This is a genomic window from Kitasatospora hibisci (assembly GCF_043950205.1).
GTDB classification, from domain to species: domain Bacteria; phylum Actinomycetota; class Actinomycetes; order Streptomycetales; family Streptomycetaceae; genus Kitasatospora; species Kitasatospora hibisci.
Map to the genome: position 1 here is coordinate 256,880 of NZ_CP171642.1, position 23,820 is coordinate 280,699.

The window sequence follows — 23,820 nt, forward strand, 5'->3', positions numbered from 1 at the left end:
GCCCCCTGACGGGCGGGTGCCCTGACGGACGAGTCCGCCGACCCGACGGGAGGGCCATGCCGGCCCTGATCTCCACGACAGCCCGGCCGGACCGGCCGGACCGGCTGGACCGGCTGGTCGGCGGGCAGCTGCGGTCGCTCTCGGCGGCTGCCCGCCTCCCCCGTACGACGACCGCGCGGCTCGGCGCCGTGTTCGACGTCCTGACCCGGGAGTCGCTCGACCGCGCGACCGCCGACGTGTACCCGGGCCTGTCCCGGATCAACGCCAACGGTCTGCCGTTCCAGTGGTCGGCCTGCTTCGGCGCCGCGCGGGCGCCGTCCGTGCGGTTCCTGTGCGAGTCCGGCACGCCGGGGACGTCGGCCCGCGAGCGGCTGGACGTGTCGCTGGACCGGCTCGGCCGGGCCTGCCGCGTCCTCGGCCTGCCCGGCGTCCCGCACTGGTTCACGGCGCAGGTCCTGCCCGCCGTCCTGCCGGACGAGCGGAACTGGCCGGCGCACTGGCGCAGCGCGCTGTGGACGGGGGTCGGCGCGGCGGGCGGGGCCGTCGCGCTCAAGCCCTACCTCAACCTCCGCCGGGACCGGCCGCTCGACCGGTGGCGGCGGATCGGATGGGTGCTCAGGTCCCTGGGGCGCGAGCGCTGCCTGGAGCGGCTGTGCGAGCTGTCGTCGCAGGTGTCGGACCGGTCGTGGCCGGTGGCCCTCGCCGTCGACATCACCCCGGAGGGCGAGCCGGGCCGGGTCAAGGCGTACTTCCGGTCGGAGGGCGTGACGGCGGCCTGGCTGCAGCGCTGGTACACGGCGCTGGGGGCGCAGACCCACCTGCCGGCCGTGCGCGAGCTGCTCGACGCCTTTCCGCAGCCGGACCGGGCCGCCTACCCCGACGGGGCGTTCGTCCTGACCCTCGAAGCGCACCCCGCCGACGGTGTGTTCACCCTCAAGACCGATCTCGCCGTCACCCGGTGGACTTCGGGTGATGCGCCGGTCGTGCGGGGGACGGCGCGGCTCCTCGGTCGGCTGGGCCTCGATCCCGCCGGGCTCGACGCCGCCTGGTCCGCCCTGGGCGCTGCGGCGCCGGCGGAGGGGCGCAGCGACGTGGTCCGCTACGTCGGGCTCGGCTACGAGCCCGACGGGTCGCGGCACGTCAACGTCTACCTCGAACCGCCGCCGCCCGCTTCGGCGTTGCCGTCCCGGGCTCCCGCGGCCCCGGGCGTGTCGGGGCCGCGGTGTCCTGTGGGGCCGGCGGCCGCGGACGTGGTCGCCGCCGTCCGGGGCGGCCTGCGGTGGCTGAACGGGGCGCAGTGCGGAGGCCGTTGGAGCGACTACCGGCTGCCCGTGGGGGTGGCGGACACGTGGGTGACGGCCTATGTCCTGAGCCGGCTGGGCGACCTGCCCGCCCGGCTTCGCGGCGGCCCCGTGGCCGTCGCCGAGCGCGCCGCGCTCGGGTGGCTGCGGTCCGCGCGCACACCGGGGGGAGGGTGGGGTTACAACGGGACCTGTGAGGACGACGCGGACTCCACCGCGCTGGCGGTGCGGGCGCTGCGCTCGCGCGGCCTGCCCGTCCCGTCCGGAGCCCTGGCCCTGCTGCGGCGCTGCCGGCACCCGGGCGGCGGTGTCGCGACGTATCCCCCGGGGTCGCTGCCCGGCCTGGCGTGGAACGCGCCGACCGCCGACGTGACCGGCGTGGCGGTCGAGGCGCTCGGCTCGGGCGGGTCCGGCGCCACGGCGTGGCTCCTGGGGCAGCGTGGTGACGACGGCCTGTGGTGTCCGTACTGGTGGCTCACCCCCCTCTACCCGACGGCCCTCTCCCTCGACTTCCTGACCGGCCCGGCCCGTTCGCACCTCGCGGGCGGGACCCTCGCACGCGTACTCGCGCCGACGCGCGGGGCGGTGCGCCGCTACGTGCCGGACGGCGCGTTCGAGTCCGCGCTGCTGCTGCGTTGCCGGCTCGCCCTGGGCGCCGCGGCACCGCACGACGTGCTCGGCGACCTGATGGAGCGTCAGGACGGCGACGGTTCCTGGCCGGCGTCGGCCCATCTGCGGCTGACCGCGCCGGCCGTCCACCGGCCGTGGACCGTCGCCGACGCCGGCCCAGTCCACCTCGACCACCAGCGCGTCTTCACCACGGCAACGGCCCTGGCCGCCCTCGCCGCAGTCGTGAGCGACCGGGGTGGTCGCTGAGCCGCGGTGTGTCGTCCGGTGGGACGAGCGGCGCCACCTCGTCCCGCCGGCCGCAGCCCCGGGCGGGGCGCACCGGCCGGGGGCCGTGGATGCCGGGACGGCGACGCCCTCGCGTGCGCTGCGCGCGGAGCGCAGCTCGGCGCCGTGCCCGTGGGCGAGGGTCGCCGCCCCGTGTGGCGCCCGGCCGGGTCACTCGATGGGGGTGCTTCGGCGGGCGGGGGTGGGCGGGGTGGCGGAGGCTGACGTGGACGGTGACCGCGTTGGTGAGGGTGGTGCCCCGGTGAGGGTGGTCGTTGATCTCAATCGTTGCCAGGGGTACGCGCAGTGCGCGTTCCTGGCGCCCGACGTCTTCCGGATGCACGGGGACGAGGCGCTGCTCTACGTCCCGCAGGCCGGGGCCGAGCAACGGGAGCGTCTCGCGCAGGCGGTCGCGGCCTGTCCGGTGCAGGCGATCCTCGTCGACGACGGGGAGGACGGGCAGCACACGCTGCCCGCCGGCGCGCTCGCCGACGGCACCGGCGGCCACGGGGGTGGTGGGTGGTGAACCGGGACGGCTGGCTGGAGCAGCTGCGGCGTGAGGGCCGCATCGTGATCGTGGGCGCCTCCCTGGCCGGGCTGCGGGCGGCGGAGACGCTGCGGGACGGGGGCTTCACGGGGTCGCTGACGGTGATCGGCGACGAACCGTACGGCCCGTACGACCGGCCTCCGCTGTCCAAGCAGGTGCTGCTGGGCCTGGCGTCCGCCGAGCGGACCGCGCTGCCGCGCCGGCGTGAGGTGGACGCGCACTGGCGGCTGGGCAACGCGGCGACCGGGCTGGACATGGCCGCGCACCGGGTGCGGCTGGCCGACGGCGACGAGGTGGAGTACGACCGGCTGCTGATCGCGACCGGGGTGCGGGCCCGGCCCTGGCCGTTCGAGGCGCAGGCCGCTCTGGACGGCGTGTTCGTGCTGCGCGGGCGCGACGACGCGGCCGCGCTGGGGCGCCGGCTGGAGGCGGGGCCGCGCCGGGTGCTGGTGATCGGGGCCGGGTTCACCGGTTCGGAGATCGCCTCCGCGTGCCGGGAGCGCGGCCTGCCCGTCACCGTGGCCGAGCGCGGGTCGGCTCCGCTGGTGGGCGCGCTGGGCGGGGTGATCGGCGACGTGGCCTCGCGGATGCACCTCGACGCCGGGGTCGACCTGCGGTGCTCGGTCACCGTCACGGCGCTGGAGGGGGACGCGTCGGGGCGGGTCCGCTCCGCGGCCCTGTCGGACGGCACGACCGTCGAGGCGGACGTCGTGGTCGTCTCGCTCGGGGCGATCCGCAACACCGACTGGCTCGCCGGTTCGGGGCTGGGCGCCGGCCCGCGCGGGATCGCCTGCGACGCCGGCTGCCGGGCGTTCGACGTGCGCGGCATCGTCACCGACGACGTGTTCGTGGCCGGGGACGTGGCGCGGTCGCCGCACCCGCTGTTCGGCTACCAGTTCCTCTCCCTGGAGCACTGGGGCAACGCCGTCGCGCAGGCGGAGATCGCCGCACACAACATGATCAACGCTGGTCCGCAGCGGCTGCCGCACCTGTGGGTGCCGGCGTTCTGGTCCTCCCAGTTCGGGGTGAACATCAAGTCCGTCGGGGTGCCGTCGATGGGTGAGGAGATCGTGGTCACCCAGGGGTCGCTCGCCGAGCGGCGCTTCACCGCCGTGTACGGGCACCAGGGGCGGGTGATCGGCGCGGTCACCTTCGACCACGGCCGCTGGCTCCAGTTCTACGAGGACCTGATCGAGCGCACCGCGCCGTTCCCCCCGCCGTTCCCGACCATGGACCGGCCCAAGGAGGGCGGCGAGCCGCGCCCGGCCGCCTTCCCCGACCCGTCCGTGCCCACGCACGGCCCCACGGTCAGCGTCAGCGGCTACTCCCCGGCCGACCGCACCGTCAGCTTCACCCCCGGCCGGGCCTGACCGGCGCCCGGCGCCACGCGACGCGCACGGTGACCGGCGCCCCACGCGGCGCGCGCGGTGCCCCACGAACCCGAGGACCCCCGATGAGCGACCCCACGCTGCTGCAGCAGATCACCGACTACTCCAACCGCCACGACCCGTACCCGCTGTACGCGCGGCTGCGCGAGAAGCCGGTCCACCACGACGAGACCGGCCCGTACGTCGTCGGCGGCTACCACGCGGTGCGCGCACTGCTGCACGATCCGCGGATCAGCTCCGAGCGCCGCAACCGGACGGCTCCCGCGGAGCTGCCCGGGCAGGAGGGCGGCGACGAGAGCGGGACGCTGCCGCCGAACTTCCTGCGTCTGGACCCGCCCGAGCACGACCGGCTGCGGGCCATCACCAACCGCCCCTTCGGCCCGCCGCACAGCCCCCGCCGCATCGACGGCATGCGCGGCGAGCTGCAGACCATCGTCAGCGGCCTCACCGACGCCCTGGACGGCGACGAGATCGACCTGGTCGAGCGCTTCTCCTACCCGTTCCCGGTGACCGTGATCTGCCGTCTGCTGGGCGTCCCCCGCGAGGACGAGAGCCGCTTCCACGGCTGGGCCGACGTCCTCGTCGCCTCCCTGGACCCGCAGCCCGGCCAGGACGTCACCGAGCGCGACCGCGTCGCCCAGCAGGCCCGCATCGAGCTCGGCCTCTACCTGAACGGCCTGGTCGAGGAGCGCCGCAAGTCGCCCGGCACCGACATGCTCTCCCAACTCGCCTCCGGCGACGCCCCCGAGGGCCGGATGAGCAACATGGAGGTGCTCAGCACCGCCGCGCTGCTGCTCATCGCCGGCCACGAGACGACGGTCAACCTGATCACCAACGGCATGCTCACCCTGCTGCGCCACCCGGAGGTGCTGGAGCGGCTGCGCGCCGACGCGCGGCTGGCGGCGCCGCTGGTGGAGGAGCTGTTGCGGTACGAGCCGCCGGTGCAGATGCTGCCCGGCCGCACGCCGATCACCGACATCGAGGTCGCCGGCACGACCATCCCCAAGGGGGCCTCGCTCTGGCTGATGGTGGCCTCCGGCAACCGGGACCCGGAGCGGTTCGCGGACCCGGACCGCTTCGACCCCGACCGGGTGGACAACCAGCACCTGGGCCTGGGCAGCGGCATCCACAGCTGTTTCGGGGCGCCGCTGGCCCGGCTGGAGGCGCAGCTGGCGCTGGCGGAGCTGGCCCGCCGGCTGGAGCGGCCGCGGCTGGTGGAGGATCCGCCGCCGTACCGCACCAACGCGGTGCTGCGGGGGCCTCGTCAGCTGCGGATCGCGATCGACGGCGTGCGGCCGTAGGAGGCCCGGTGTGGCCGTCGCCGGCGGAGCGGCGCACCACGATGCCGATGTCCTGCTGCAGGCCGGTCGTGTCCGGCGAATTCCTGGGCGTGTGCGCACCCGGTGGGCCTGTCCCGGCGTTGCTCGCCGGCGTTGCGGCCGGCGCCGCAGAAACTTCTGACCGTGCGTCAGGCCCGGTGGGGACGTCGGGCGCGCCTCGGTGTCCGGTCGGGTGATCGCACTCAGGCCCGCGGGAGCGCGGGCGGGGGATCCGCCGCTTCGACGGCCTTGACCATGGGGGCCAGCTCGGGGTTGCGGGCGGCGTCGTCGAGCGCCTCCCGCAGGGCGGCGTCGTTGGTCGGCCGGGCCTGTTCCAGCAGTTCCAGGCCCGTCGGGCTCACGTCGGTGTAGATGCCGCGGCGGTCGGTGGGGCACAGGTAGCGGGCGAGCAGGCCGCGATCCTCCAGCCGGGTGACCAGGCGGGTGGTGGCGCTCTTGCTGAGGACGACCGCGTCGGCGACCTGGTTCATCTGCAGGTGCCCGCCCACACCGTCGTGCTGGCGGCTGAGCACGTCGAGCAGCGCGTACTCGCGCACGCTCAGCCCGTGCCGGGACTGCAGGGCCCGCTCGATGTGCGCCTCGATCCGGCCGTGCAGGAGGGAGAGGGCCGCCCAGCCGTTGGCGAGGGCGGTCAGCGCGGGGTCCGTGGCGGTCATGGGCGCGGACCTCCTTCCGGGAACGGCGTCCGGGGACGACAGGAGTCCAGGATACGCCCCGCCCAGAAATAACCGCGATGGACAATATGACGCGTGTGCAACTACTGTCGAAGCACGTAAGACGCAGTAGCAATCGCATGGAAGGTCGCGTCATGCCCCTCGCGCTCCTCGCCCTGGCCATCGGAGCCTTCGGGATCGGCACCACCGAGTTCGTCGTCATGGGCCTGCTGCCCGAGATCGCCGGCGACTACGGCGTGTCCATCCCCAGCGCCGGTCTCCTCGTCACCGGCTACGCCGTCGGCGTCGTCCTCGGCGCACCGCTGATGACGGTGCTCGGCACCAGAACCGGCCGCAAGACGATGCTGATGCTGCTGATGGGCCTGTTCACCGTCGGCAACCTGCTCTCCGCGCTCGCACCGAGCCTCGGTGTGATGCTCGCCGGGCGCATCGTGGCCTCACTCGCCCACGGCGCGTTCTTCGGCATCGGCTCGGTCGTCGCCGCCGACCTGGTCGCCCCGCAGAAGAAGGCCGGCGCCATCGCCACCATGTTCACCGGCCTCACCGTCGCCAACATCGTCGGCGTGCCGCTGGGGACCTTCCTGGGCCAGACCTTCGGCTGGCGCACCACCTTCGCCGGCGTCGCCGCGCTCGGCGTGGTCGGCCTGCTCGGCATCGCCGAGCTGGTACCCGCCGTGCCGCGCCCGCAGGGCGCCCACCTGCGCCGGGAACTGAGCGCGTTCCGCAACCCGCAGGTGCTGCTCGCGATGGCGATGACCGTCCTCGGCTTCGGCGGCGTCTTCGCCGCGATCACCTACATCGCCCCGATGATGACCCACGTCGCCGGCTACTCCGACGGCGCGGTCACCTGGCTGCTGGTGCTGTTCGGCGTCGGCATGTTCCTGGGCAACCTGATCGGCGGCAGGTTCGCCGACCGCAGGCTGATGCCGCTGCTGTACGTCACGCTCGGCGGGCTCGCCCTCGTGCTGGCGCTGTTCACCCTCACCGCCCACCACAAGGTCCTCGCCGCGGTGACCGTGCTGCTGGTGGGCGGGCTCGGCTTCGCCACCGTCCCGCCGCTGCAGAAGCGCGTCCTCGACCAGGCGCACGGCGCCCCCACCCTGGCCTCGGCCGTCAACATCGGCGCGTTCAACCTCGGCAACGCGCTGGCGGCCTGGCTCGGCGGGACCGTCATCTCCGCCGGCCTCGGCTACACCGCCCCGAACTGGGTCGGCGCCCTGCTCGCCGCCTCCGCCCTCGCCCTCGCCCTCTGGTCCGCCGTCCTGGAGCGCCGCACCCCCGCCGGCGCGGCCGCGCAGGACACCGTCGGCCGCCCCGCTCCGGTCCCCGTCCACCACTGAACCTCCCCTTCCCCCCTCTCCCCCGGAAAGCACCGCCACGAGCACCGCCGCCGCCCCGCCCCCGACTCGACCGAGCCCCGGGGACCGGGGGCCGGGGGCCGGGGGCGGGGAGGGTGGCCCCGCGGGGGCCAGTCCGGGCGCGGTCTGGTTGTGCCGCGGCCGCGGCGTGAGAGTGGTGGTCATGACGAAGAGGAACCCGTACGGGAACAGGCCCGTGGCACCGGCACCGGCCCGCGAGGCCGGCCCGCACCCGCTGTCGGGAGGCCGGCGATGAAGTACGTTCCGCTCGGGGGCACCGAGCTGCAGGTCAGCCGGATCGCGCTCGGCTGCATGGGCTTCGGGGACCCGAAGCAGGGGGTCAACCCCTGGGCCCTGGACGAGGAGGCCGCGGCACCGCTGTTCCGGCGCGCCGTCGAACTGGGCATCACCCTGTGGGACACCGCCAACGTGTACGCCGGCGGCACCTCGGAGGAGGCCGTCGGCCGCGCGGTGAAGCGGTACACCCGGCGCGAGGACGTCGTCATCGCCACCAAGGTGGGGCTGCCGATGCACGACGGCCCCGAAGGGTCGGGGCTCTCGCGCAAGGCGATCCTGCGTCAGATCGACGCGTCCCTGGCACGCCTCGGCACGGACTACGTCGATCTCTACCAGGTCCACCGCTTCGACCCGACGACCCCCGTCGAGGAGACGATGGCGGCCCTCCACGAGGTGGTAGCGGCCGGGAAGGCCCGGTACATCGGCGCCTCGTCCATGCGGGCGCAGCAGTTCGCCGCGATGCAGGACGCCGCCGCGCGGCGCGGACACACCGGGTTCGTGTCGATGCAGAACCAGTACAGCCTCGTCCAGCGCGAGGACGAAGGGGAGCTGTTCCCGCTGCTCGCGGAGCAGGGTGTCTCCAGCCTGCCGTGGTGCCCGCTCGCCAAGGGACACCTGGCCCGGCCGTACGGGCAGGTCACCGGCCGCTCGGCGAGCGATCCCATCGGGCAGCGGTTCCTCGACGGCGTCGAGCGTCCCGTCGTCGACGCCGTCCGGCAGGTCGCGCAGGAGCGTGAGGTCCCGATGGCCCGGATCGCGCTCGCGTGGGTCCTCGGCAACCCGGCCGTCGCCGCACCCGTCATCGGGGCGACCCGCCCCGCCCACCTCGACGACGCGGCGGCCGCCGTGGACGTCCGGCTCGACGAGGCCGAAACCGCGGCCCTGGAGCAGCACTACACCCCCGGCCGGACGCCGGCGTTCTGACGTTCGCCGGCCGGGCCCTCGGGCTGTCCGGGCCCGGGTTCTGATGCGGAGCTCCCTCTGTGGGAGGCGGGTGCGCCGCTGGCTCCGCTGTCCGCTCTCGGGCTCGTGTTCGCGGTGCCCGCCGCCCCGCGTCGCCTCCGGCGGCCGACGTCACCCGCGGCCTCCTGCTGACCGTGCTGATCCCGCTCCTGTGCAGGGGGCTGGCCGCGAGCTTGGTCCCGGCAGCTCCCGGCAGCTCCCGGCTGCTCCACCACGTGGTCGGCCTGGGCGACGAGGCCATCACGAAGGTGGGGAACACGGGCGTGGTGATCGTCAAGGCGCGGGCCGACAACCTGATCTTCGACCTCACCCTTGTCCCGGCCCCTCCGAAGACGAGTTCACGGCGGAGGACGGCCCCCGTCGCGATGCCGGCCTCGCCGAAAGGCTCCTGCACGCCGCCCTCACCCGGCTCGGCCCACCCGACGTCCCGCCGGCGCGTTGAGTGCGGGACGGCTCTCCCCCGGCACGGGGCCCCGCCCGCGGCGACGCCGCGGGCACTCCCCCGCCTGTGGTGCACGACCGCCGGCCCGGTACCCGGGGGCGCCGGGCCGGCGGGGGTGGGGTCGTCAGGATGAGCGCCGTGACGGTACGGGTCGGTGCGGTGTGGGCCGTGGGCGGCGCAGTTCGGTGGAGACCGACCAGAGGACCGAGACCACGGGGACGGCGACCACGGCGCCGATCACCCCGGCGGCGATGCTGCCCGCGAGGACGGAGATCGCGACCACGACCGGGTGGAGACTGACCGCCCAGCTCATCACCAGCGGGTGGAGCAGGTGGCCCTCGATCTGGCCGATCACCACGATCAGCAGCAGGACGACGATCGCGATCACCGGGCCGCGGGCGGCCAGGGCGACGAGGGAGGCGACCAGCATCGCGATCGGCGAACCGACCAGGGGGACGAAGGAGGCGAAGAATTCGAGGACGGTCAGCGGCAGGGCGAGCGGCACGCCGAGGAAGAACAGGGAGATGCCGACCATGATCGCGTTGGTGGCCGCGACGATGAAGATGCCGCGGGTGTAGCCGGCGAAGGTCCGCCACCCCGCGCGGCCGCCCCGGTCGAGGTGGTCGCGGGCGGCGGGCGGCAGTTGGAAGGCGACCCACTGCCACATCCGCTCCCCCGAGTGCAGGAAGAAGACCGACATGAAGAGCGCGAGCGCGCCGCCGGTGGCGATCTCGACCACCCGGCCGGCGCCGCTGACGGCCGTGCTGATCAGCGTCGAGCGGTGCTCGGCGACGAAGTCGGAGACCTTGCGCTGGAGGTCGTCGAAGGTCGACGGGTCGAGGCGCAAGGGCGCGCCCTCCAGCAGCTTCTCCAGCCGGTCCAGACCGCCCTGGAACTCCTTGGCCAGGCGGGACACGTCGTCAGCGATGCTCTCGCCGAGCAGGGCCAGCAGCCCGGCCGGGACCAGGATCGCCACGGCCAGCCCGGCCAGGACGGCGAGCGGACGGGGCAGGACGCGGGCGGCCAGGTCGACCAGCGGCCGGACCACCGAGGTGATCACCAGCGCGAGGAACCCGGCCAGGGTGATCAGGTGGAAGCGCCCCAGCACCATCAGCACCAGGTACGCGGCCGCGGCGACGACGAGCAGCCGCCACGCGTAGTCGGACACGCGGCGCAGCACCGGGCCCGCGCCCCGTGCGACCGCCGCGGGGCGGGGCGGCCGCACGGGGCCGGGGCGGACGGGGCCGGGGCGGGGGGAGCCCGGGCGCCTCACCGGCAGGCCACAGGGCCGAGCGCGGCGCGCCGGGTGGTGCGGCGGGCGGCCGGTCGCGCGGGGCGGCCGTGGGGGTGGGGGGTGCTGGGGTGTGAAAGCGGCATGAGCCCTGGATAGCGGGCAGGGCGCCGCGCAGACTGTTCCCGCGCCGACACACCGGCTCTCCGGGTGATCCTTCGCCCGCCCCGCGCAGGCTCTCGCACCGGGTAGGCCGCCGAATCGGCCCCGGAGTCCGCCGGCCGGTAGCCCTGCGCGGGCGGCCCGCCGTGCCGCGGCCGTGCTGGACCGGCTCGGGCTCGGAGGCCACACCATCACACCGGCGCCGGCGGGTGGGCGGTTTCCGGCGCCACCGCGGGCCGCGGAGACGCCGGCGGCGGTGCCGCGTTCGTTGCGGCACCGCCGGTGGGTGCTCACCACCGTCCCGGGGCGACGTCCGGGGTCAGGAGGCGAGGCCGAGGCCGAGGGTGACGGCGACGGGGACGAGGTACAGGAGCGGGAAGGGGACGGTCTTGTACGAGCGGGCCCGCACGTTGGTGATGACGGCGCCGAGGAAGTAGAGGATCAGGCCGACCGCGGCGGCGATGCCGAGGGCGGGGATCGCGAGGCCGACCAGCAGGCCGGCGGCGCCGGCGAGCTTGGCCAGCGCGAGCGGGGTCCACCACGAGCGGGGCACGCCGTACTCGACGAGCGGCTGGGTGACGAACTCGGCGCGGCGGGCCAGCGAGAAGCCGGAGAAGCCGACCCAGAGGGCGCTGACGACGGCAAGGACGACGTAGGCGACGGACACGGTGATACCCCTGTTTCGTGTGGACGGAAGCCGGCGGAGGAGCCCCGTCCCGCTTCGTTGCGCTTGCTCGAACACTTCTCTGACCCGCCGCCCGCACCGGATGTGACAGCCCGCCGGAAGAAGTTTTCGCGGACCGCCGCGGCGGGGCGGCGCCGGTGCGGAGTGGGAGGTGTGGCGGTCGGCCGCGGTAGGTCGGGGGTCGGTGGGCGCAGCCTGTGCAGTTGGGAGGGAAGGCCTGGGGCCCGGGTGGCGCCGAAGGCCGTAGCGGTGGCCCGTGGTTCCGTGGACACGCGGCTCGGCTTCCGCGCGTGCTCCGGGTGTCGGGCTGTCCCTCGCGCCGGGCGCCCGGCGCGGGCGCGCAACCCGTCGCCACCGTACGGTCACAAGGCGCTACGGTAGGGGCGGTGTCGGGCGGGTCGGTAGCCGGGGTGCTGTCCTGGGGTGCCGTGGCCGGCCTGCCCCGCCTCCCCGACCAGTCGAAGGAGCGATCCTGCCGTGGCCGTCCCGACCCTCGCCCCGCTCGTCCCGCTCCTCGCCCCGGCCGACTTCGCCGCCACCCTGCCGCCGCACGCCGTCTCCGCCTCCGTGCTGCTGACCGATGCGGCCGGCCGCATCCTGATGCTGCACCAGGCCCGCGGCTATCCCGGTCACCCTGCCTGGTGGCAGCTGCCGGGCGGCCTCGGGGATCCGGGTGAGGACCCGGTGGCCACCGCGCGGCGTGAGACGGCCGAGGAGACCGGCCTGCGCCTGGCCGCGGTGCTGCTCCCGCTCGTCGTCGACTACCGCTGCGCCGCGGGCGGCTGGCCCCCCGTCATCGACTTCGCGTTCGACGCCGGCGCGGCGCCGGCCGGGGGCGAGGTGCGGCTCAGCGCGGAGCACGACGCCTGGGCCTGGCGGACCTACGACGAGTGGCTGCCGGACCTGCAGCCGGAGCAGACGGCCTGGTTCGCCTCGCTCTGGCGGGCCCGCCGCACGTCCGTCACCGCGGTGCTCACCGACGGCCGGGACGTCACCGCCGGCACGGGCTGAGCGCGGGCGGCGGCGGTCGGTCGGCCCGCGCAGGCAGCGCCGGGCCGGGAGAGCAGCCGGTCCTGTCAACCCGGCCCCGGACCTGCCGCGGGGCAGGGCCGGGCGGGGCGGGGCGGCCAGGTTGCACCCGGTGAGCCGGGGGGGGACCAGCCCTACGGCCCCTGGGGGCCGGTGTCACCGGCGGGCGCGCCGGAGCGACAGACGGGGGATCCAGCGGCGGCGCAGGCCCGTGCGGGGAGGCGGGGGGAGCTCGGCCTCCATGGGAACGGCGAAGGTGCGCAGCAGGGCGTCGGGGGCCGGGTCGGCTCCGCCTGACGGTTCGGTGGGCGGTGGTGGGAGCGGCACCGGCAACAGGCGCGGCAACAGGCCGCGGCCGGGGGCGTCCGGCACGGCGTCGGGTCGGACGTCCGGCGGTGGACCCGGCGGGGCGGGGGTGTGGACTTCCCTCGGGGCGGCCTGCGGCATGTCCGCTGGGGTGGCGTGGAGTTCGGCCGGGGACGGAGACGGGTCGCGGCGGACACGGATGTCCGTCGTCCTCCCGTCCGTCGGTGGCGGGGGCGCGACCGCGCCGGTCGGCGTGGCGGGTGGTCGGAGCCGGACGGTCGGTCCTCCCGGGGCGGGCCGCCTGACCGTCCAGGTCGTGAACCGGTCCGGCGGCAGTGCCAACGCCGGTGTCTGGGCCGGCGGGGGGGTGTAGGGGTGGTCGAGGTCGAGGACGAGCTGGGCGCGGCGCAGGGTGGCCCGGGAGACGGTCTCGGGCAGCCAGTCACCGCCGGCGAGTTGCCGCCGGGCGGTGACGGCCTGGGTGTCCGACAAGGTCCGGAGCAGGCTGTCGACGGTCGGCCGGTGGGCCGGTTCCTTGCTCAGGCAGGCGCGGACCCAGGTGTCGAGGTCGGCGGGCAGTGCCGACAGCCGGGGCGTGCCGTGCAGCACGTCGAAGATCACGCTGATGACGTTGTCCCCGTCGAACGGCGGTGTTCCGGCCGCGGCGAAGCCCATGACCGCCCCGAGGGCGAAGATGTCGGTCTCGGGGCCCACGTCGGGTCGCCCCGCGACCTGCTCCGGGCCCATGTAGCCCGGGGTTCCGAGGATCGCCCCGGTGGAGGTGAGGCTGGTCGAGCCGTTCAGGGCGGAGATCCCGAAGTCGATGAGCCGCGGGCCCTGCGTGGTGAGCAGGACGTTCGACGGTTTGAGGTCCCGGTGCACCACGCCGGCCGTGTGGATGGAGTGCAGGGCCCGTAGGAGTCCGTACCACAGGGCGTACAGGGATCCGGGTGGGAGCGGGCCGAAGGCGCTCACGCTCTGCTGGAGGGACAGGCCCGGGATGAAGGCGGTGGCCATCCACACGCCGTGCTCGTCGATCTCGGCGTCCAGGAACGGCGCCGTGAAGTCGTCGGGGACTCGCGACACCACGGCGATCTCGCGGTGGAAGCGCGCCTGCGCGCCCGACTCGCTCAGCAGCTCCGGTCGCAGGACCTTGACCGCCGCGGCCCGTCCGGTGGCCGAGCGCGCGAGGTAGACGATGCCCATGCCGCCGTGGCCCAGTCGGCCCAGCAGCCGGTAGGAGCCCAGCTCCGAGGGGTCGCCGGGGGCCAGGGGTGACAGTCCGTCGAGTGGGTCGGACTGGTCGTGGCGCTCAGCCATCGCTCCCCCGTTCAGCCATCGCTCCCCCGTTCAGCCGCTGCCGCGCGGCCGGCCGTCACTGCCGCTTCCGCCGTTGCCGCCCCGTCCGGGCGTCGTCCCGCTCCTCAGCCATTGCTCCACTGCCCCAGGCGTCGCCGGTCGGCGGTGCGGCGCCCGCGCCCGAAGAGGATCTCCGATCTGAGCCTGCGGTCGGCCCGGCGGCGCCAGCGGGCCAGCAACGCCTCGTTCGCGCGGACCTCGGGGTGGTCGGCGCCGAGGACGTGGCGCAGCTGTGGCAGCACTTCGTGGAAGGTGCGGACGGCGGCGCGGACGTCGCCGTCCGCACCGGTCCAGTGGGCGAGGCGGGCGCGGTTGACCAGGGTTACCGCGTCCTGCTCTCCCAGGATCCAGTCCAGGTCGTCGAGGAGTTGACGGAAGAGCGCGATCGCCTCGCCCGGATCGCCGGCCTCTCCGGTCCAGTGCGCGTACTGGCTCCGTGCCAGGAGGGTCTCCCGGGCGTCGCGGCCGGCCACCCGGCTCAGGTCGGGCACCACGGCCGCGTACAGCCCGCGGGCTCCTTTGGGCGAGCCCGACAGGCCGGTCCACTGGCCCAGGCGGGCGCGGCCGATGAGTGTGTGCAGGTCGTCGGCGCCGAGCAGCCAGTACAGGTCGGGGACGAGGGTGTCGAGCAGGCGGACGGCGTGGCGGGTCTGGCCGGTCCGTCCCGTCCACTGGGCGTGGTTGATCCGTCCGACCAGGGTGTCGCGGTCCTCCGCTCCGAGGACCCGGTGGAAGTCGGTCACCAGGACGTCGGTGAGGCGGGCGGCGGAGGCGGTGTCGCCGGAGGTGCCGATCCAGTGGGCGAGGCGGCCGCGGCCGAGCAGCGTCTCGCGGTCGTCCGGTCCCAGGACGCGTTCCAGGTCCGTGACGACTTCTCCGGTGAGGCGTGCCGCCTCCGTCGGCTGTCCGGCTTCTCCGGTCCAGTGGGCGAGCTGGGCGCGGCCGACCAGCGTCGCCCGGCTGTCCGGTCCCAGGGTGCGGGTCAGTGCGCTCACCGCCGTGGTGGACAGGTCGAGCGCCTCGCGGACCTGGCCTGCGGCGCCCAGCCACTGGGCGTACTCGATCCGTCCGGCCAGGGTGTCCGGGTCCTCGCAGCCCAGGAGCTGCGTCATCTCGTCCAGGACGTTGCCCAGTTCGGAGGCGGCGGAGCGGGCGTGGCCGCCCTGGCCGAGCCGCCGTCCGGCCTCCAGGAGTGAGTGGAGGCGCTCCCGTTCGGTGACCGGGCCGGTGGGGTTTGTGGTGGGCCGGCCCGGCGGCACCCCCGGGCCGGGACGGTCGCCGGAGCCGACGGGGCGCGGGGTGCGCGGGCGGCTGAGGATGAGGTGGGCGGCGGTGTCGGTGCCGCACTGCTGAGGCTCCGGCCATCCCCGCGAGCGCAGCGCGAGCCTCAGGTGCGGGAACAGCGCGCCCAGGCTCACCCCTTCGGGGCCTGCGCCTTCGACTCCGTTGCGCAGCGCGCGCAGCAGTTCGCCGGTGAAGGCGGTGTGGCGTTTGCCCTCCTCGAAGCGGGAGGGCGAGTTGGGCGGTGAGGAGACGAGGATGTGGACGCCGGCGATATCCAGTTGTTCGGCCACGGGCGGGTCGCTCGCGGACAGCCCGCCGGTCACCGCGCGGCCGGAGAAGCAGCAGTCGAGGATGAGCACCCGCACGCGTGCCGGGCTGGCCTGGATGGCCTCCCGGACGACGTCGAGCGAGCAGGCCGTCATGGAGGGCATCCGCTGCTCGGTCTGGGCGAGCGCGAGGTAGAGCTCGCCCTTCTTGGACCCGATCAGACCGTGGCCGGAGTAGTAGACGAGGAGGACGTCCTCTGCGGCCTCCGCCGCGTTCAGCAGCGGAAGCCCGAGGTCTTTCGGTTGACACGGGTCCAGCACGGTGATGCTGCGCTCGGGGGCGAACGCGCCGGGCTGTCCCTCGATCAGGACGTCGCGGAAGTCGAGGACGTTGTTGGTGATCGCCGGCACGTCCGCGGGCCCGTCCGGGTGGGAGTAGTGGGCGGTGCCGATCAGTACGGCCCACGAGCGCGCGGCGTCGGGAAGCCGGAACACGGTCGGTCAGTCCGCGGTTGCGTCGGCGGGTCGGGCGGCGGACGGCTGATCCGGGTGCAGGGCGGTCCTGAGTACCGCCTCCACGTCGGCGCGCGAGAGGTGTTCGGCGGTCACCTCGGTACGGCTGCCGTCCGGCTTCACGGTCTTGAGCCTGACGGTGCTGGTGCGGGGCTGGCTCAGGTACACCTTGAGCGAGGCCGCGAGCGTGGTGAGCGCGCCGCCCGCCCCCACCGCCACCACGAGGGTGTCGGACCAGGAGCCGAGTTCACCCGGGCCGGGCGCAGCCGCGGTGACGCGAACGCGTCCGCGCAGCGCCGGCTCGTCGGTCAGCCAGTCGCGCAGGTCGAGGACGGCGTCGGGACCGCCCGCCTCCACCGCGAGCCAGGACTCCATCACAGCGGTTCCCCCTTAGATCGGCCGGACGCGGATGCGCTGTACCCGTCAGGACGACGGCGCGGTGCGTCCTGTTCCCGTCGAGGTCGTGATGTTATGACGGATCGTCAGAAGATCGCCAAGTGGTGGCCCCGCTCCTGGGTCCGGGTGCGGCGGCCCGTGGCCGGCCTGCTGCGCGGCCGCATCCCCCAAACCGGCAGGCGGCCGGGCGAGCGCGTAGCCCTCCCGGAGTTGCCGCTGGATCGCCCTGAAAACGCGCTGCGCGAGGGGTCCGGGCGGCCGTCGAGGAGTTCAGGACCCGGTGAGCCCGGGCCGTTTGCCGCCGCGCGTCCCGGTCCGGGGCGCGCGACGCCCCAGGCGGCCCGGGCCCGGGCCGCCTGGGGCGTCGCGGACCCGGCGGAGGCGCCGGCCGAACGCCTTGCCCGCGACGCGCTCCGGGAGGGGGGAGGTCCGCCGGCAGGTCCCGCTCCACGGCGTCGACACCCTCGTCGTCGACGGCGCCACTCCCGTCGACGACCTGGCCCGGCGCCTCGCCGTCCGGTTCGGCCCGGCCTGAGGTGCAGGCCGCTCGCACGGCCCGCCGTCAGAGCGGCTGCTGCTCCGGCGGGGGCGGGCCGGCCATCGCCCAGCGGATGAGGCGCACCACGGCCCGGCCCGCCGGCCGGACGACCGCGGGCTCCAGCAGTGGCACGCTCGGCAGGCCCAGGAGCCGACGGGACTCGCGCGGGAGCAGCGAGACGGCCGCGCCGGCGAGGGCGGTGTAGGCGGGGCGGGCCGCGAGCGGCAGGGGCGGGTGGAGCAGGAGGAACCTGGCCGTGTCGCGTGCCTGCGCCGTGGCGTCGAGCTCCGGCCCGTACGCGCGCAGGCGGGCGGCGAGTTGGTCGCGGTCGCGTGGCGGGTCGGCCACGCCCAGTGCCGAGGCGACGTGGGCGGTGTCGGCGAGGTAGCCGTCGCAGCCGGCCGGGTCGAGGGGCGCGGCCCCGAAGGCCTGGTGGGCCCGGAGGAAGCTGTCGACCTCGGCGGCGTGGACCCATCCGAGCAGGTGCGGGTCGGCCGCCCGGTAGCTCTGCCCGGACGCGGTGGTGCCGCTGATCCGGGCGTGGACGGCGCGGACGCGGTCCACCGCGTCCTGTGCGTCCTCGGCGGTGCCGAAGGTGGTGACGGCCAGGAACGTGCTGGTGCGCTGGAGGCGGCCCCACGGGTCGCTCCGGAAGCCGGAGTGGGCGGCGACGGCCGCCATGGCCAGCGGGTGGAGGGACTGCAGCAGCAGTGCGCGCAGCCCGCCGACGAACATGGCCGCGTCCCCGTGGACGGTGCGGATCGGCCGCTCCGGGCCGAACCAGCGCGGCCCCGGCCGCCCGTGTATCCGCTGTCGCACGGCGGGACCGTCGGGGCCGGCCACCCGCGCGAAGAGCTCGGCTCCGAGTCGATCCCGCAGCCCTGCCGCCGATCCGCCGCTCCGGGCGGTTTCCGCATCGTCCACACGGGTCTCCTGCCCCGTGATGGCCCTCTTCCCCCGTGCAGCCGGTGTGTTTCTCGCGCTCCGGGCCGCCCGGCGCCGTCCCGGCTGGCGGGCGCGTGGCGGGGCCGGGCCGGGTGCGGCGGCGGGGTCAGGGGCGGGCCGACGGGGATGCCGGGGCGCCGGGGGCGGCCAGTGCGGAGGCCACGACGGTCTGGGTGCGGGCGGCGGCCTGGTCCAGCGGGAGGTGCTCGCCGCCGGCGGGGAAGAAGTCGACCGAACCGACCGCGCCGTAGTTCGCCCAGAAGCAGGTGGTCATCGGGAACGTCGCGGCGACGTTCTGCTGGCACTTCACCACCAGGGTGCGGGTGGTGAACAGCCGCGCCTCGCCGATGCGCTCACGGCCGTAGCCGGCGCTCAGCTTCATCGTGTGCTCGAAGGACTCGTCCAGGGCGGCCTCGGGGTCGGCGACCGTGGCGAACAGCTTGGTGCGGGCCGTGAAGTGGGGCACCGTCGCGGTGTGCGCGCCGCTGCTGAGCCGAAGGCGCGGGTTGCCGAAGCACGACGCGTCGGTGTGGTCGTCGCCGTCCGCCCCCGCGGGCGCGGGCAGGTCGTCGACGCCGAAGACGTTCATGTCCAGGTCGCTCCCGAAGTGGAAGCCGCCCTCGCCCTCGGCGCAGGTCATGCCGTCCAGCTTCGGCACGTTGATCCTGGTGTAGCGCGTGCCCGGGTCGGCGCCGAGCTTCTCCGCCTTCGGCGCCGCGGCAGCCGTCGTGCTCGCCGCGCCGCCGCCCGTCCCGCCGGACCCGCACCCCGCGACCAGCGCCCCCAGCGCCAGCACGGTCGCCGCGATCCCCCGATTCCGCATGTCCTGTTCGTCCCTCTCGCAACCCCGGTGGATGATCACCGGTAGATGATCATCGCGATCCTAGGGCTCCCCGCGGACACCCCCGCGCCACGGGGGCCGGTCCGGCCCCCGTGGCGCGGGGCGTCGGGAGAGGGACGGGCGGGTGCGTGCCGGGACGGGCGGGCGGGCGTCAGGCGGCGACGTTCAGGGTGAGCTCGGCAGTGTGCAGGCGGCCGGCGGTCTGGAACTGCAGGAAGACCCGCCAGTTCCCGGTCTTGGGGAGCATGGCGTGGAAGGTCAGCACCGGGCCGCCGCCGTGGTCGGCGTCGACCTTGTCCGCGGGGTGGAGGTGGGCCAGTGCCTGGTCGCCCTCGTGGAAGGCGGTGAGGTGGGCGTAGCTGTCCAGGTAGGGCTGGAGGTCGGTGACCGGTCGGCCGTCCCTGGTGACGGTGGCGGTCAGCCGGTACGCGCCGGCCGTCGGCTCGCTGGTGAGGGCGACGGTGCAGCCGTCGACGGTGGCGGTGCCGGCCGGGGCGGGAAGTGGCACCGCCGTGCTCGTGCCGGGCACCGTGACGGTGCGGCTGAGCACGATCTCGGTGCTGCGGCGGGCGGTGGAGCTCGGCAGGAACGAGGCGTACAGCCGCCAGGTGCCCGGGGTGAGGGCGGCGAGGTCGGCGGTCCAGGTGCCGTCGGCGGCCATCTCGGGGTGCAGGTGCTGGAAGCCGGTCAGGTCGGAGCGGATCGCGTAGAAGTGCAGCTTCTTGGTCTGGTGCACCTCGAAGTCGGTGACCGGCCGGCCGTCGGGGCCGGTGATGGTGAAGGAGTAGCCCGCGGCCCGGCCGGCGGGCAGTTCGGTGGTGGCGGCGTCCAGGCGGTAGCCGTCCTGTTCGGCGGCGAGGCCCCGGTCGCCGGCGGACGGATCGGTCGCGACGGCCGCGGCCGGGGCCACGGGGGCCGCCGCCGCTGCACCGCGCTGTGCGCCGGCCGGCCCGTCCGCGGGGCGGGGGTCCGGGGAGGGGTCGCAGGCGACGATGGCGGCGAGCAGCAGCACGGGTACGCAGGAGAGCATCGCCCAGCGGCGGGCGAGCGCGCGCGGGGTCGGTAGCCATCAGCGGCAGCCCCCGCCGTACGGGCGCGCTCGACGGTGGCAGCGGCAGCACGGTCGGTACGGCGGTGACACGCCATGGTCGCTCTCCCTTCTCCTGGTCGCCGGTGCCGCTCGGAACTCGGCCCCACACGACAGGAGACCGCCGACGGTCGCCGCGATAACCAAAAGTTCGGATCGAATCCGTTCGGATCCGGTCGGCCCGGCAGATACGGGGTCGGTTCGGCCCGGCGGCGGGGGGTCTTACCGCCCGACCGGCCGGCTCTCCGCGGTGCGTGCGGCGCTGGTCGGCGTGGCAGCGGCCCGGGCCGCGCGGCGGATCCGGCCTCCGGTCGGCGCGACCGCACCCTCGTGGCCGAAGGACGCCGGCGGGTTGACCGCACGCAGATCGCCGGGGTGAAGGACGGCTCACCGGTCCCGTGGCCCTGTGGGCATCCCGAGCACGTGGACGAGCGCCGTGCGGAGGTCGGCACCCCCGGTTCGACGAGTACGTCGCCCGGTTCTCGCCCGCCCGACTCACCCCGGCATCCGGCAGACCACCCCCGCCCCCGCCGGCCCGGTGCGGGGCGCACCGGGCCGGCGGGGGCGGGGGTCGGGTGGTGTCAGGTCCACTGGTCGGCGGGGGCGACGCCGGGGACGGGCTTGCCGATGAGGGCGAGGGGGACGAAGAAGTTGACCTGGCCGATGGCGATGGTGAGGGTGGCCAGCGCCTTCGGGTCGTAGTGCCGGGCGGCCTCGGCGTAGAGGGCGTCGGGGACGCGCTCGCCGTGCGGGTTGGGGGTCAGGACCGCCTCGACCAGGGCGAGGGCGGCGCGTTCGGCGTCGGTGAAGTACGGGGCGCTGTGCCAGGTCGCGACCGCGTCGATCCGCCGGTCGCTCTCGCCGGCCTTGCGCAGCAGGCCGCTCTGCAGGGCGGTGAGGTAGGTCGAGCCGACGATCTGGCCGGCGCGCAGCTGGACCAGGCCGATCGTGGTGCGCGGGACGGAGCGGTTGCCGGTGGCCCGGTACAGCCAGCCGGACAGCTCCTTCAGCTCCGGGACCAGCTCGGCGGGGTCCGGCATCCGCGACGTCGCAGCGCCGGTGGCGGTCAGGTCGGCGGTCTCGGCGGCAACGGTCTCGGCGGTGGTGACGGTGGTGTTCACGGCGGGCTTCCCTTCAGCGGTCTCTCGTGCCTACACCCCACCGACGGATGCCGGGCCGCGGATGTGACAGCCGGACGGAAGGGATTTCGGGAAGCCCTCGGCCCGCGCCCGCGTCGGTCGGTGCCGCAGGCCGGTGAGGAGGGCGACGGCGAACTCCCTCAGCGTCTTCGACCGTCTCGGCCTCTTCCTCCAGCTCGGCTGGGACTGGCCCGCCGTCGACCGAGCCGCCGGCCGCCGCACACCCCGCCGGGCGCCCCGCGGCCACGGGGGCGGCGCCGGGGCCTCCCGGCCGGCCCGACGGAGGCGCGCCACCACCATAAATTCAGACATACCGCCCCTAGTCTGGCCGTCATGACGGACGACCTTGACTTCGCCGACACGGCGGACTTCGACAACGCCGACCGGGGCTTCATCGCGTCCCTGGCCGACCCGCGGATCACCGGTGCGGACGGCGCGCCGGTGTGGGACGCCGGCGCGTACGGCTTCCTGGAGCAGGACTGCCCGGCCACCGCACACCCGAGCCTGTGGCGGCAGGGGCAGCTGGTGGCCCGGCACGGCCTGTACGAGGTGACCGCGGGCATCTACCAGGTCCGCGGCCTGGACCTGTCGAACATGACCCTGGTCGAGGGTGACACCGGCGTGATCGTCATCGACCCGCTGATCTCGGTCGAGACCGCCGCCGCGGCCCTGGCCCTGTACCGGGAGCACCGCGGCGACCGTCCGGTCACCGGGATGATCTACACCCACTCGCACGGCGACCACTTCGGCGGCTCCCGCGCGATCGTCCCGCACGGCCGGGACGGGTCGGTCCCGGTCCTGGCGCCGTCCGGCTTCATGGAGCACGCGGTCAGCGAGAACGTCTACGCCGGCACCGCGATGACCCGCCGCGCCGTCTACATGTACGGCAGCGACCTGCCCAAGGGACCGGCCGGGCAGATCGGCTGCGGGCTGGGCGCGACCACCTCCACCGGCACCATCAGCCTGGTGGCACCCACCCTCGACATCACCCGCACCGGGCAGCGGGAGACGGTCGACGGGGTGGAGATCGTCTTCCAGCTCACCCCCGGCACCGAGGCCCCCGCGGAGATGAACTTCCTCTTCCCGCAGCGCCGGGCCCTGTGCCTGGCCGAGAACGCCACCCACACGCTGCACAACATCCTCACCCTGCGCGGCGCGGCGGTCCGCGACCCGCGGATCTGGGCGCACTACCTCAGCGAGGCCGAGGACCTGTTCGCCGACCGGGCGGACGTGGCGTTCGCCTCCCACCACTGGCCGACCTGGGGCCGCGAGGCCATCGGCGGCTTCCTCGCCGCCCAGCGCGACGTCTACACCTACCTGCACGACCAGACCCTGCGGATGCTCAACCAGGGCCTGACCGAGCCGAGATCGCCGAGGAGATCACCCTGCCCCCGGCACTGGAGCGGACGTGGTCCACCCGCGGCTACTACGGATCGGTCAGCCACAACGTCAAGGCGATCTACCAGCGGTACATGGGCTGGTTCGACGGCAACCCCGCCCACCTGTGGGAGCACCCGCCGGTCGAGCTCGCCCGCCGCTTCACCGCCGACTACGGCGGCATCGCCGCGATCACCGCCAGGGGCCGCCGCTACGCCGCCGACGGCGACCTGCGCTTCGCCGCCACCCTGCTCAACCACGCGGTCTTCGCCGAACCCGACCACACCCCGGCCCGCGAGGCGCTCGCCGAGGTGTACGAGCGGCTCGGCCACGGCGCCGAGAACGGCACCTGGCGCAACTTCTACCTCACCGCGGCCATGGAGCTGCGCGGCCGGCTCGCCGAGGTCGCCGTCGACATCGCCAACCCCGAGATGTCGATGGCCTCACCGTCGACCAGCTCATCGACTCCCTCGCCATCCGCATCGACGGCCCCCGCGCCCGGGACACCCGGATCACCCTGGACTGGAAGCTCACCGACCAGCGGCGGGCCTGGCGCCTGACCCTGTCCAACGGCGCCCTCACCTACCGCACCCGCGCCCTCGACCCCGACCCCGACCCCGACCCCGGCGTCGAAGCCGACCCGGGACAACCCGCCGACCTCAGCCTGACGCTGACCAAGCCCCAGCTGCTGGGCGTCCTCGCCGGCCACGGTCTGGACGGCGTCACCGTCGAGGGCGACCCGGCCGCCCTCGACCGGCTCACCGCCCTCCTCGACGACCCCGACCCCCGGTTCGCCATCGTCACCCCCGATCCTCACCCCCTGACCGGCGCCACCCGCCCCGGCGCCGACACGGCACTCGGCCCGGACACCGCGAAGGTGTCCGGGCCGAGGCGCGCAAGGGCGGTACGGGCCGCGTCAGCGGGCGGTGCGGCGGGCCTGGGCGTGGTGGCGCAGGGCGTCCTGGGACTCGACGTACTTGACCAGCAGACGGGCGAGCTCCAGCCGGTCGCGCTCGCTCCAGTCGGCGGTGATCTGCTCGTAGGCCGCGCGCTGGTGGCGGCGGAAGCGGTCCATCAGGCCCTCGCCCTCCGGGCTGAGGAGCAGGACCGTGCGCCGGCCGTCCTGCTGGGAGGCGGCGCGGACCAGGTAGCCCGCGGAGATGCAGTCCGACACCATGCGGCTGCCCACCGAGGGGTCGACGCCCAGGTGCTCGGCCACGGCACCGACCGTCACCTCACGGCCGCCCTCGTACGCGGCGTCCTGGACGATCCGCAGGACCAGGGTGCGGCTCAGGTCCTTCTGGGAGACCGGGTCCTCGACGTCCAGGAGCGAGGAGCGCCGCAGCCTCCCGAAGGCCGGCCCGACGGCGTCCAGCAGTTCCTCGTCCGTCCCCGGTGCGCGCTTCGTCGTCATGCCGCCAGCCTACCCGCATAGGTGACCGAGCACAGACATGTGTT

Annotated in this window: 19 protein-coding genes and 2 pseudogenes; 10 read left to right on the forward strand and 11 right to left on the reverse strand. The window is 75.1% G+C overall.

What is annotated here, in order from left to right; translation table 11 throughout:
• The first annotated feature begins 56 nt into the window (after positions 1-56).
• The 4 genes from ACF9IK_RS01215 (at position 57) to ACF9IK_RS01230 (ending at position 5,431) form a co-directional block, all read left to right on the forward strand.
• Positions 57-2,177, forward strand: a complete 2,121-nt coding sequence (locus ACF9IK_RS01215; protein WP_395292369.1) for a hypothetical protein — start codon at positions 57-59, stop codon at positions 2,175-2,177.
• Positions 2,178-2,457: 280 nt separating this feature from the next.
• Entirely contained in the window at positions 2,458-2,721 is a 264-nt protein-coding gene (locus ACF9IK_RS01220) for a ferredoxin (protein ID WP_395292370.1), read from the forward strand.
• Positions 2,718-4,112: an NAD(P)/FAD-dependent oxidoreductase gene (locus ACF9IK_RS01225; protein WP_395298432.1), complete on the forward strand. Its 1,395-nt coding sequence runs from the start codon at positions 2,718-2,720 to the stop codon at positions 4,110-4,112. The genes ACF9IK_RS01220 and ACF9IK_RS01225 overlap by 4 nt, the downstream gene beginning before the upstream one ends.
• Before the next feature lie 83 nt (positions 4,113-4,195).
• Positions 4,196-5,431, forward strand: coding sequence for a cytochrome P450 (locus ACF9IK_RS01230; RefSeq protein ID WP_395292371.1), 1,236 nt, complete (start codon positions 4,196-4,198; stop codon positions 5,429-5,431).
• Between the two features lie 221 nt (positions 5,432-5,652).
• On the opposite strand, the gene ACF9IK_RS01235 is transcribed toward ACF9IK_RS01230, so the two are convergent.
• Entirely contained in the window at positions 5,653-6,126 is a 474-nt protein-coding gene (locus ACF9IK_RS01235) for a MarR family winged helix-turn-helix transcriptional regulator (protein WP_395292372.1), read from the reverse strand.
• Positions 6,127-6,278: 152 nt separating this feature from the next.
• Here ACF9IK_RS01235 and ACF9IK_RS01240 point away from each other — a divergent pair, with 152 nt between their 5' ends.
• Both ACF9IK_RS01240 and ACF9IK_RS01245 read left to right on the forward strand, forming a co-directional pair.
• Positions 6,279-7,484 (forward strand): MFS transporter, encoded by a 1,206-nt coding sequence (locus ACF9IK_RS01240; protein WP_395292373.1) that lies wholly within the window; start codon positions 6,279-6,281, stop codon positions 7,482-7,484.
• Between the two features lie 270 nt (positions 7,485-7,754).
• Complete coding sequence (locus ACF9IK_RS01245; protein WP_395292374.1) at positions 7,755-8,723, forward strand: aldo/keto reductase; 969 nt, start codon at positions 7,755-7,757, stop codon at positions 8,721-8,723.
• Between the two features lie 605 nt (positions 8,724-9,328).
• On the opposite strand, the gene ACF9IK_RS01250 is transcribed toward ACF9IK_RS01245, so the two are convergent.
• Both ACF9IK_RS01250 and ACF9IK_RS01255 read right to left on the reverse strand, forming a co-directional pair.
• The gene (locus tag ACF9IK_RS01250) at positions 9,329-10,372 is read right to left on the reverse strand and encodes an AI-2E family transporter (RefSeq protein WP_395292375.1); all 1,044 of its coding nucleotides are present in this window, start codon (positions 10,370-10,372) and stop codon (positions 9,329-9,331) included.
• Between the two features lie 544 nt (positions 10,373-10,916).
• Positions 10,917-11,264: a DoxX family protein gene (locus ACF9IK_RS01255; RefSeq protein ID WP_395292376.1), complete on the reverse strand. Its 348-nt coding sequence runs from the start codon at positions 11,262-11,264 to the stop codon at positions 10,917-10,919.
• Positions 11,265-11,759: 495 nt separating this feature from the next.
• Between ACF9IK_RS01255 and ACF9IK_RS01260 the strand changes: the two genes are divergently transcribed.
• Positions 11,760-12,293, forward strand: coding sequence for an NUDIX hydrolase (locus tag ACF9IK_RS01260; protein ID WP_395292377.1), 534 nt, complete (start codon positions 11,760-11,762; stop codon positions 12,291-12,293).
• 174 nt (positions 12,294-12,467) lie between these two features.
• On the opposite strand, the gene ACF9IK_RS01265 is transcribed toward ACF9IK_RS01260, so the two are convergent.
• The 3 genes from ACF9IK_RS01265 to ACF9IK_RS01275 form a co-directional block, all read right to left on the reverse strand.
• Entirely contained in the window at positions 12,468-13,937 is a 1,470-nt protein-coding gene (locus ACF9IK_RS01265; RefSeq protein ID WP_395292378.1) for a serine/threonine protein kinase, read from the reverse strand.
• A 104-nt stretch (positions 13,938-14,041) separates the two neighbouring features.
• Positions 14,042-16,021, reverse strand: a complete 1,980-nt coding sequence (locus ACF9IK_RS01270; protein ID WP_395292379.1) for a caspase, EACC1-associated type — start codon at positions 16,019-16,021, stop codon at positions 14,042-14,044.
• Positions 16,022-16,027: 6 nt separating this feature from the next.
• Positions 16,028-16,414, reverse strand: coding sequence for an effector-associated constant component EACC1 (locus ACF9IK_RS01275; protein WP_395292380.1), 387 nt, complete (start codon positions 16,412-16,414; stop codon positions 16,028-16,030).
• Between the two features lie 418 nt (positions 16,415-16,832).
• Here ACF9IK_RS01275 and ACF9IK_RS01280 point away from each other — a divergent pair, with 418 nt between their 5' ends.
• Entirely contained in the window at positions 16,833-16,970 is a 138-nt protein-coding gene (locus tag ACF9IK_RS01280) for a hypothetical protein (protein WP_395292381.1), read from the forward strand.
• 27 nt (positions 16,971-16,997) lie between these two features.
• Here the strand turns inward: ACF9IK_RS01280 and ACF9IK_RS01285 are convergent, their stop codons facing one another.
• The 3 genes from ACF9IK_RS01285 to ACF9IK_RS01295 form a co-directional block, all read right to left on the reverse strand.
• Positions 16,998-17,897 (reverse strand): oxygenase MpaB family protein, encoded by a 900-nt coding sequence (locus ACF9IK_RS01285; protein WP_395292382.1) that lies wholly within the window; start codon positions 17,895-17,897, stop codon positions 16,998-17,000.
• Between the two features lie 127 nt (positions 17,898-18,024).
• Positions 18,025-18,741, reverse strand: a complete 717-nt coding sequence (locus ACF9IK_RS01290; protein ID WP_395292383.1) for a hypothetical protein — start codon at positions 18,739-18,741, stop codon at positions 18,025-18,027.
• A 169-nt stretch (positions 18,742-18,910) separates the two neighbouring features.
• Complete coding sequence (locus tag ACF9IK_RS01295) at positions 18,911-19,771, reverse strand: hypothetical protein (protein WP_395292384.1); 861 nt, start codon at positions 19,769-19,771, stop codon at positions 18,911-18,913.
• A gap of 393 nt (positions 19,772-20,164) precedes the next feature.
• Here ACF9IK_RS01295 and ACF9IK_RS37015 point away from each other — a divergent pair.
• Positions 20,165-20,337: pseudogene (locus ACF9IK_RS37015) on the forward strand (DUF6624 domain-containing protein); the annotation flags it as partial.
• 90 nt (positions 20,338-20,427) lie between these two features.
• On the opposite strand, the gene ACF9IK_RS01300 reads toward ACF9IK_RS37015, so the two are convergent.
• Entirely contained in the window at positions 20,428-20,886 is a 459-nt protein-coding gene (locus tag ACF9IK_RS01300; protein ID WP_395298433.1) for a carboxymuconolactone decarboxylase family protein, read from the reverse strand.
• Between the two features lie 432 nt (positions 20,887-21,318).
• On the opposite strand from ACF9IK_RS01300, the pseudogene ACF9IK_RS01305 reads away from it, so the two are divergent.
• Positions 21,319-23,170: pseudogene (locus ACF9IK_RS01305) on the forward strand (alkyl/aryl-sulfatase); the annotation flags it as partial.
• A 108-nt stretch (positions 23,171-23,278) separates the two neighbouring features.
• On the opposite strand, the gene ACF9IK_RS01310 reads toward ACF9IK_RS01305, so the two are convergent.
• Positions 23,279-23,776 carry a MarR family winged helix-turn-helix transcriptional regulator gene (locus tag ACF9IK_RS01310; protein ID WP_395292385.1) on the reverse strand — a complete coding sequence of 166 codons (498 nt, stop codon included), beginning with the start codon at positions 23,774-23,776 and terminating at the stop codon, positions 23,279-23,281.
• Between the last annotated feature and the right edge of the window lie 44 nt (positions 23,777-23,820).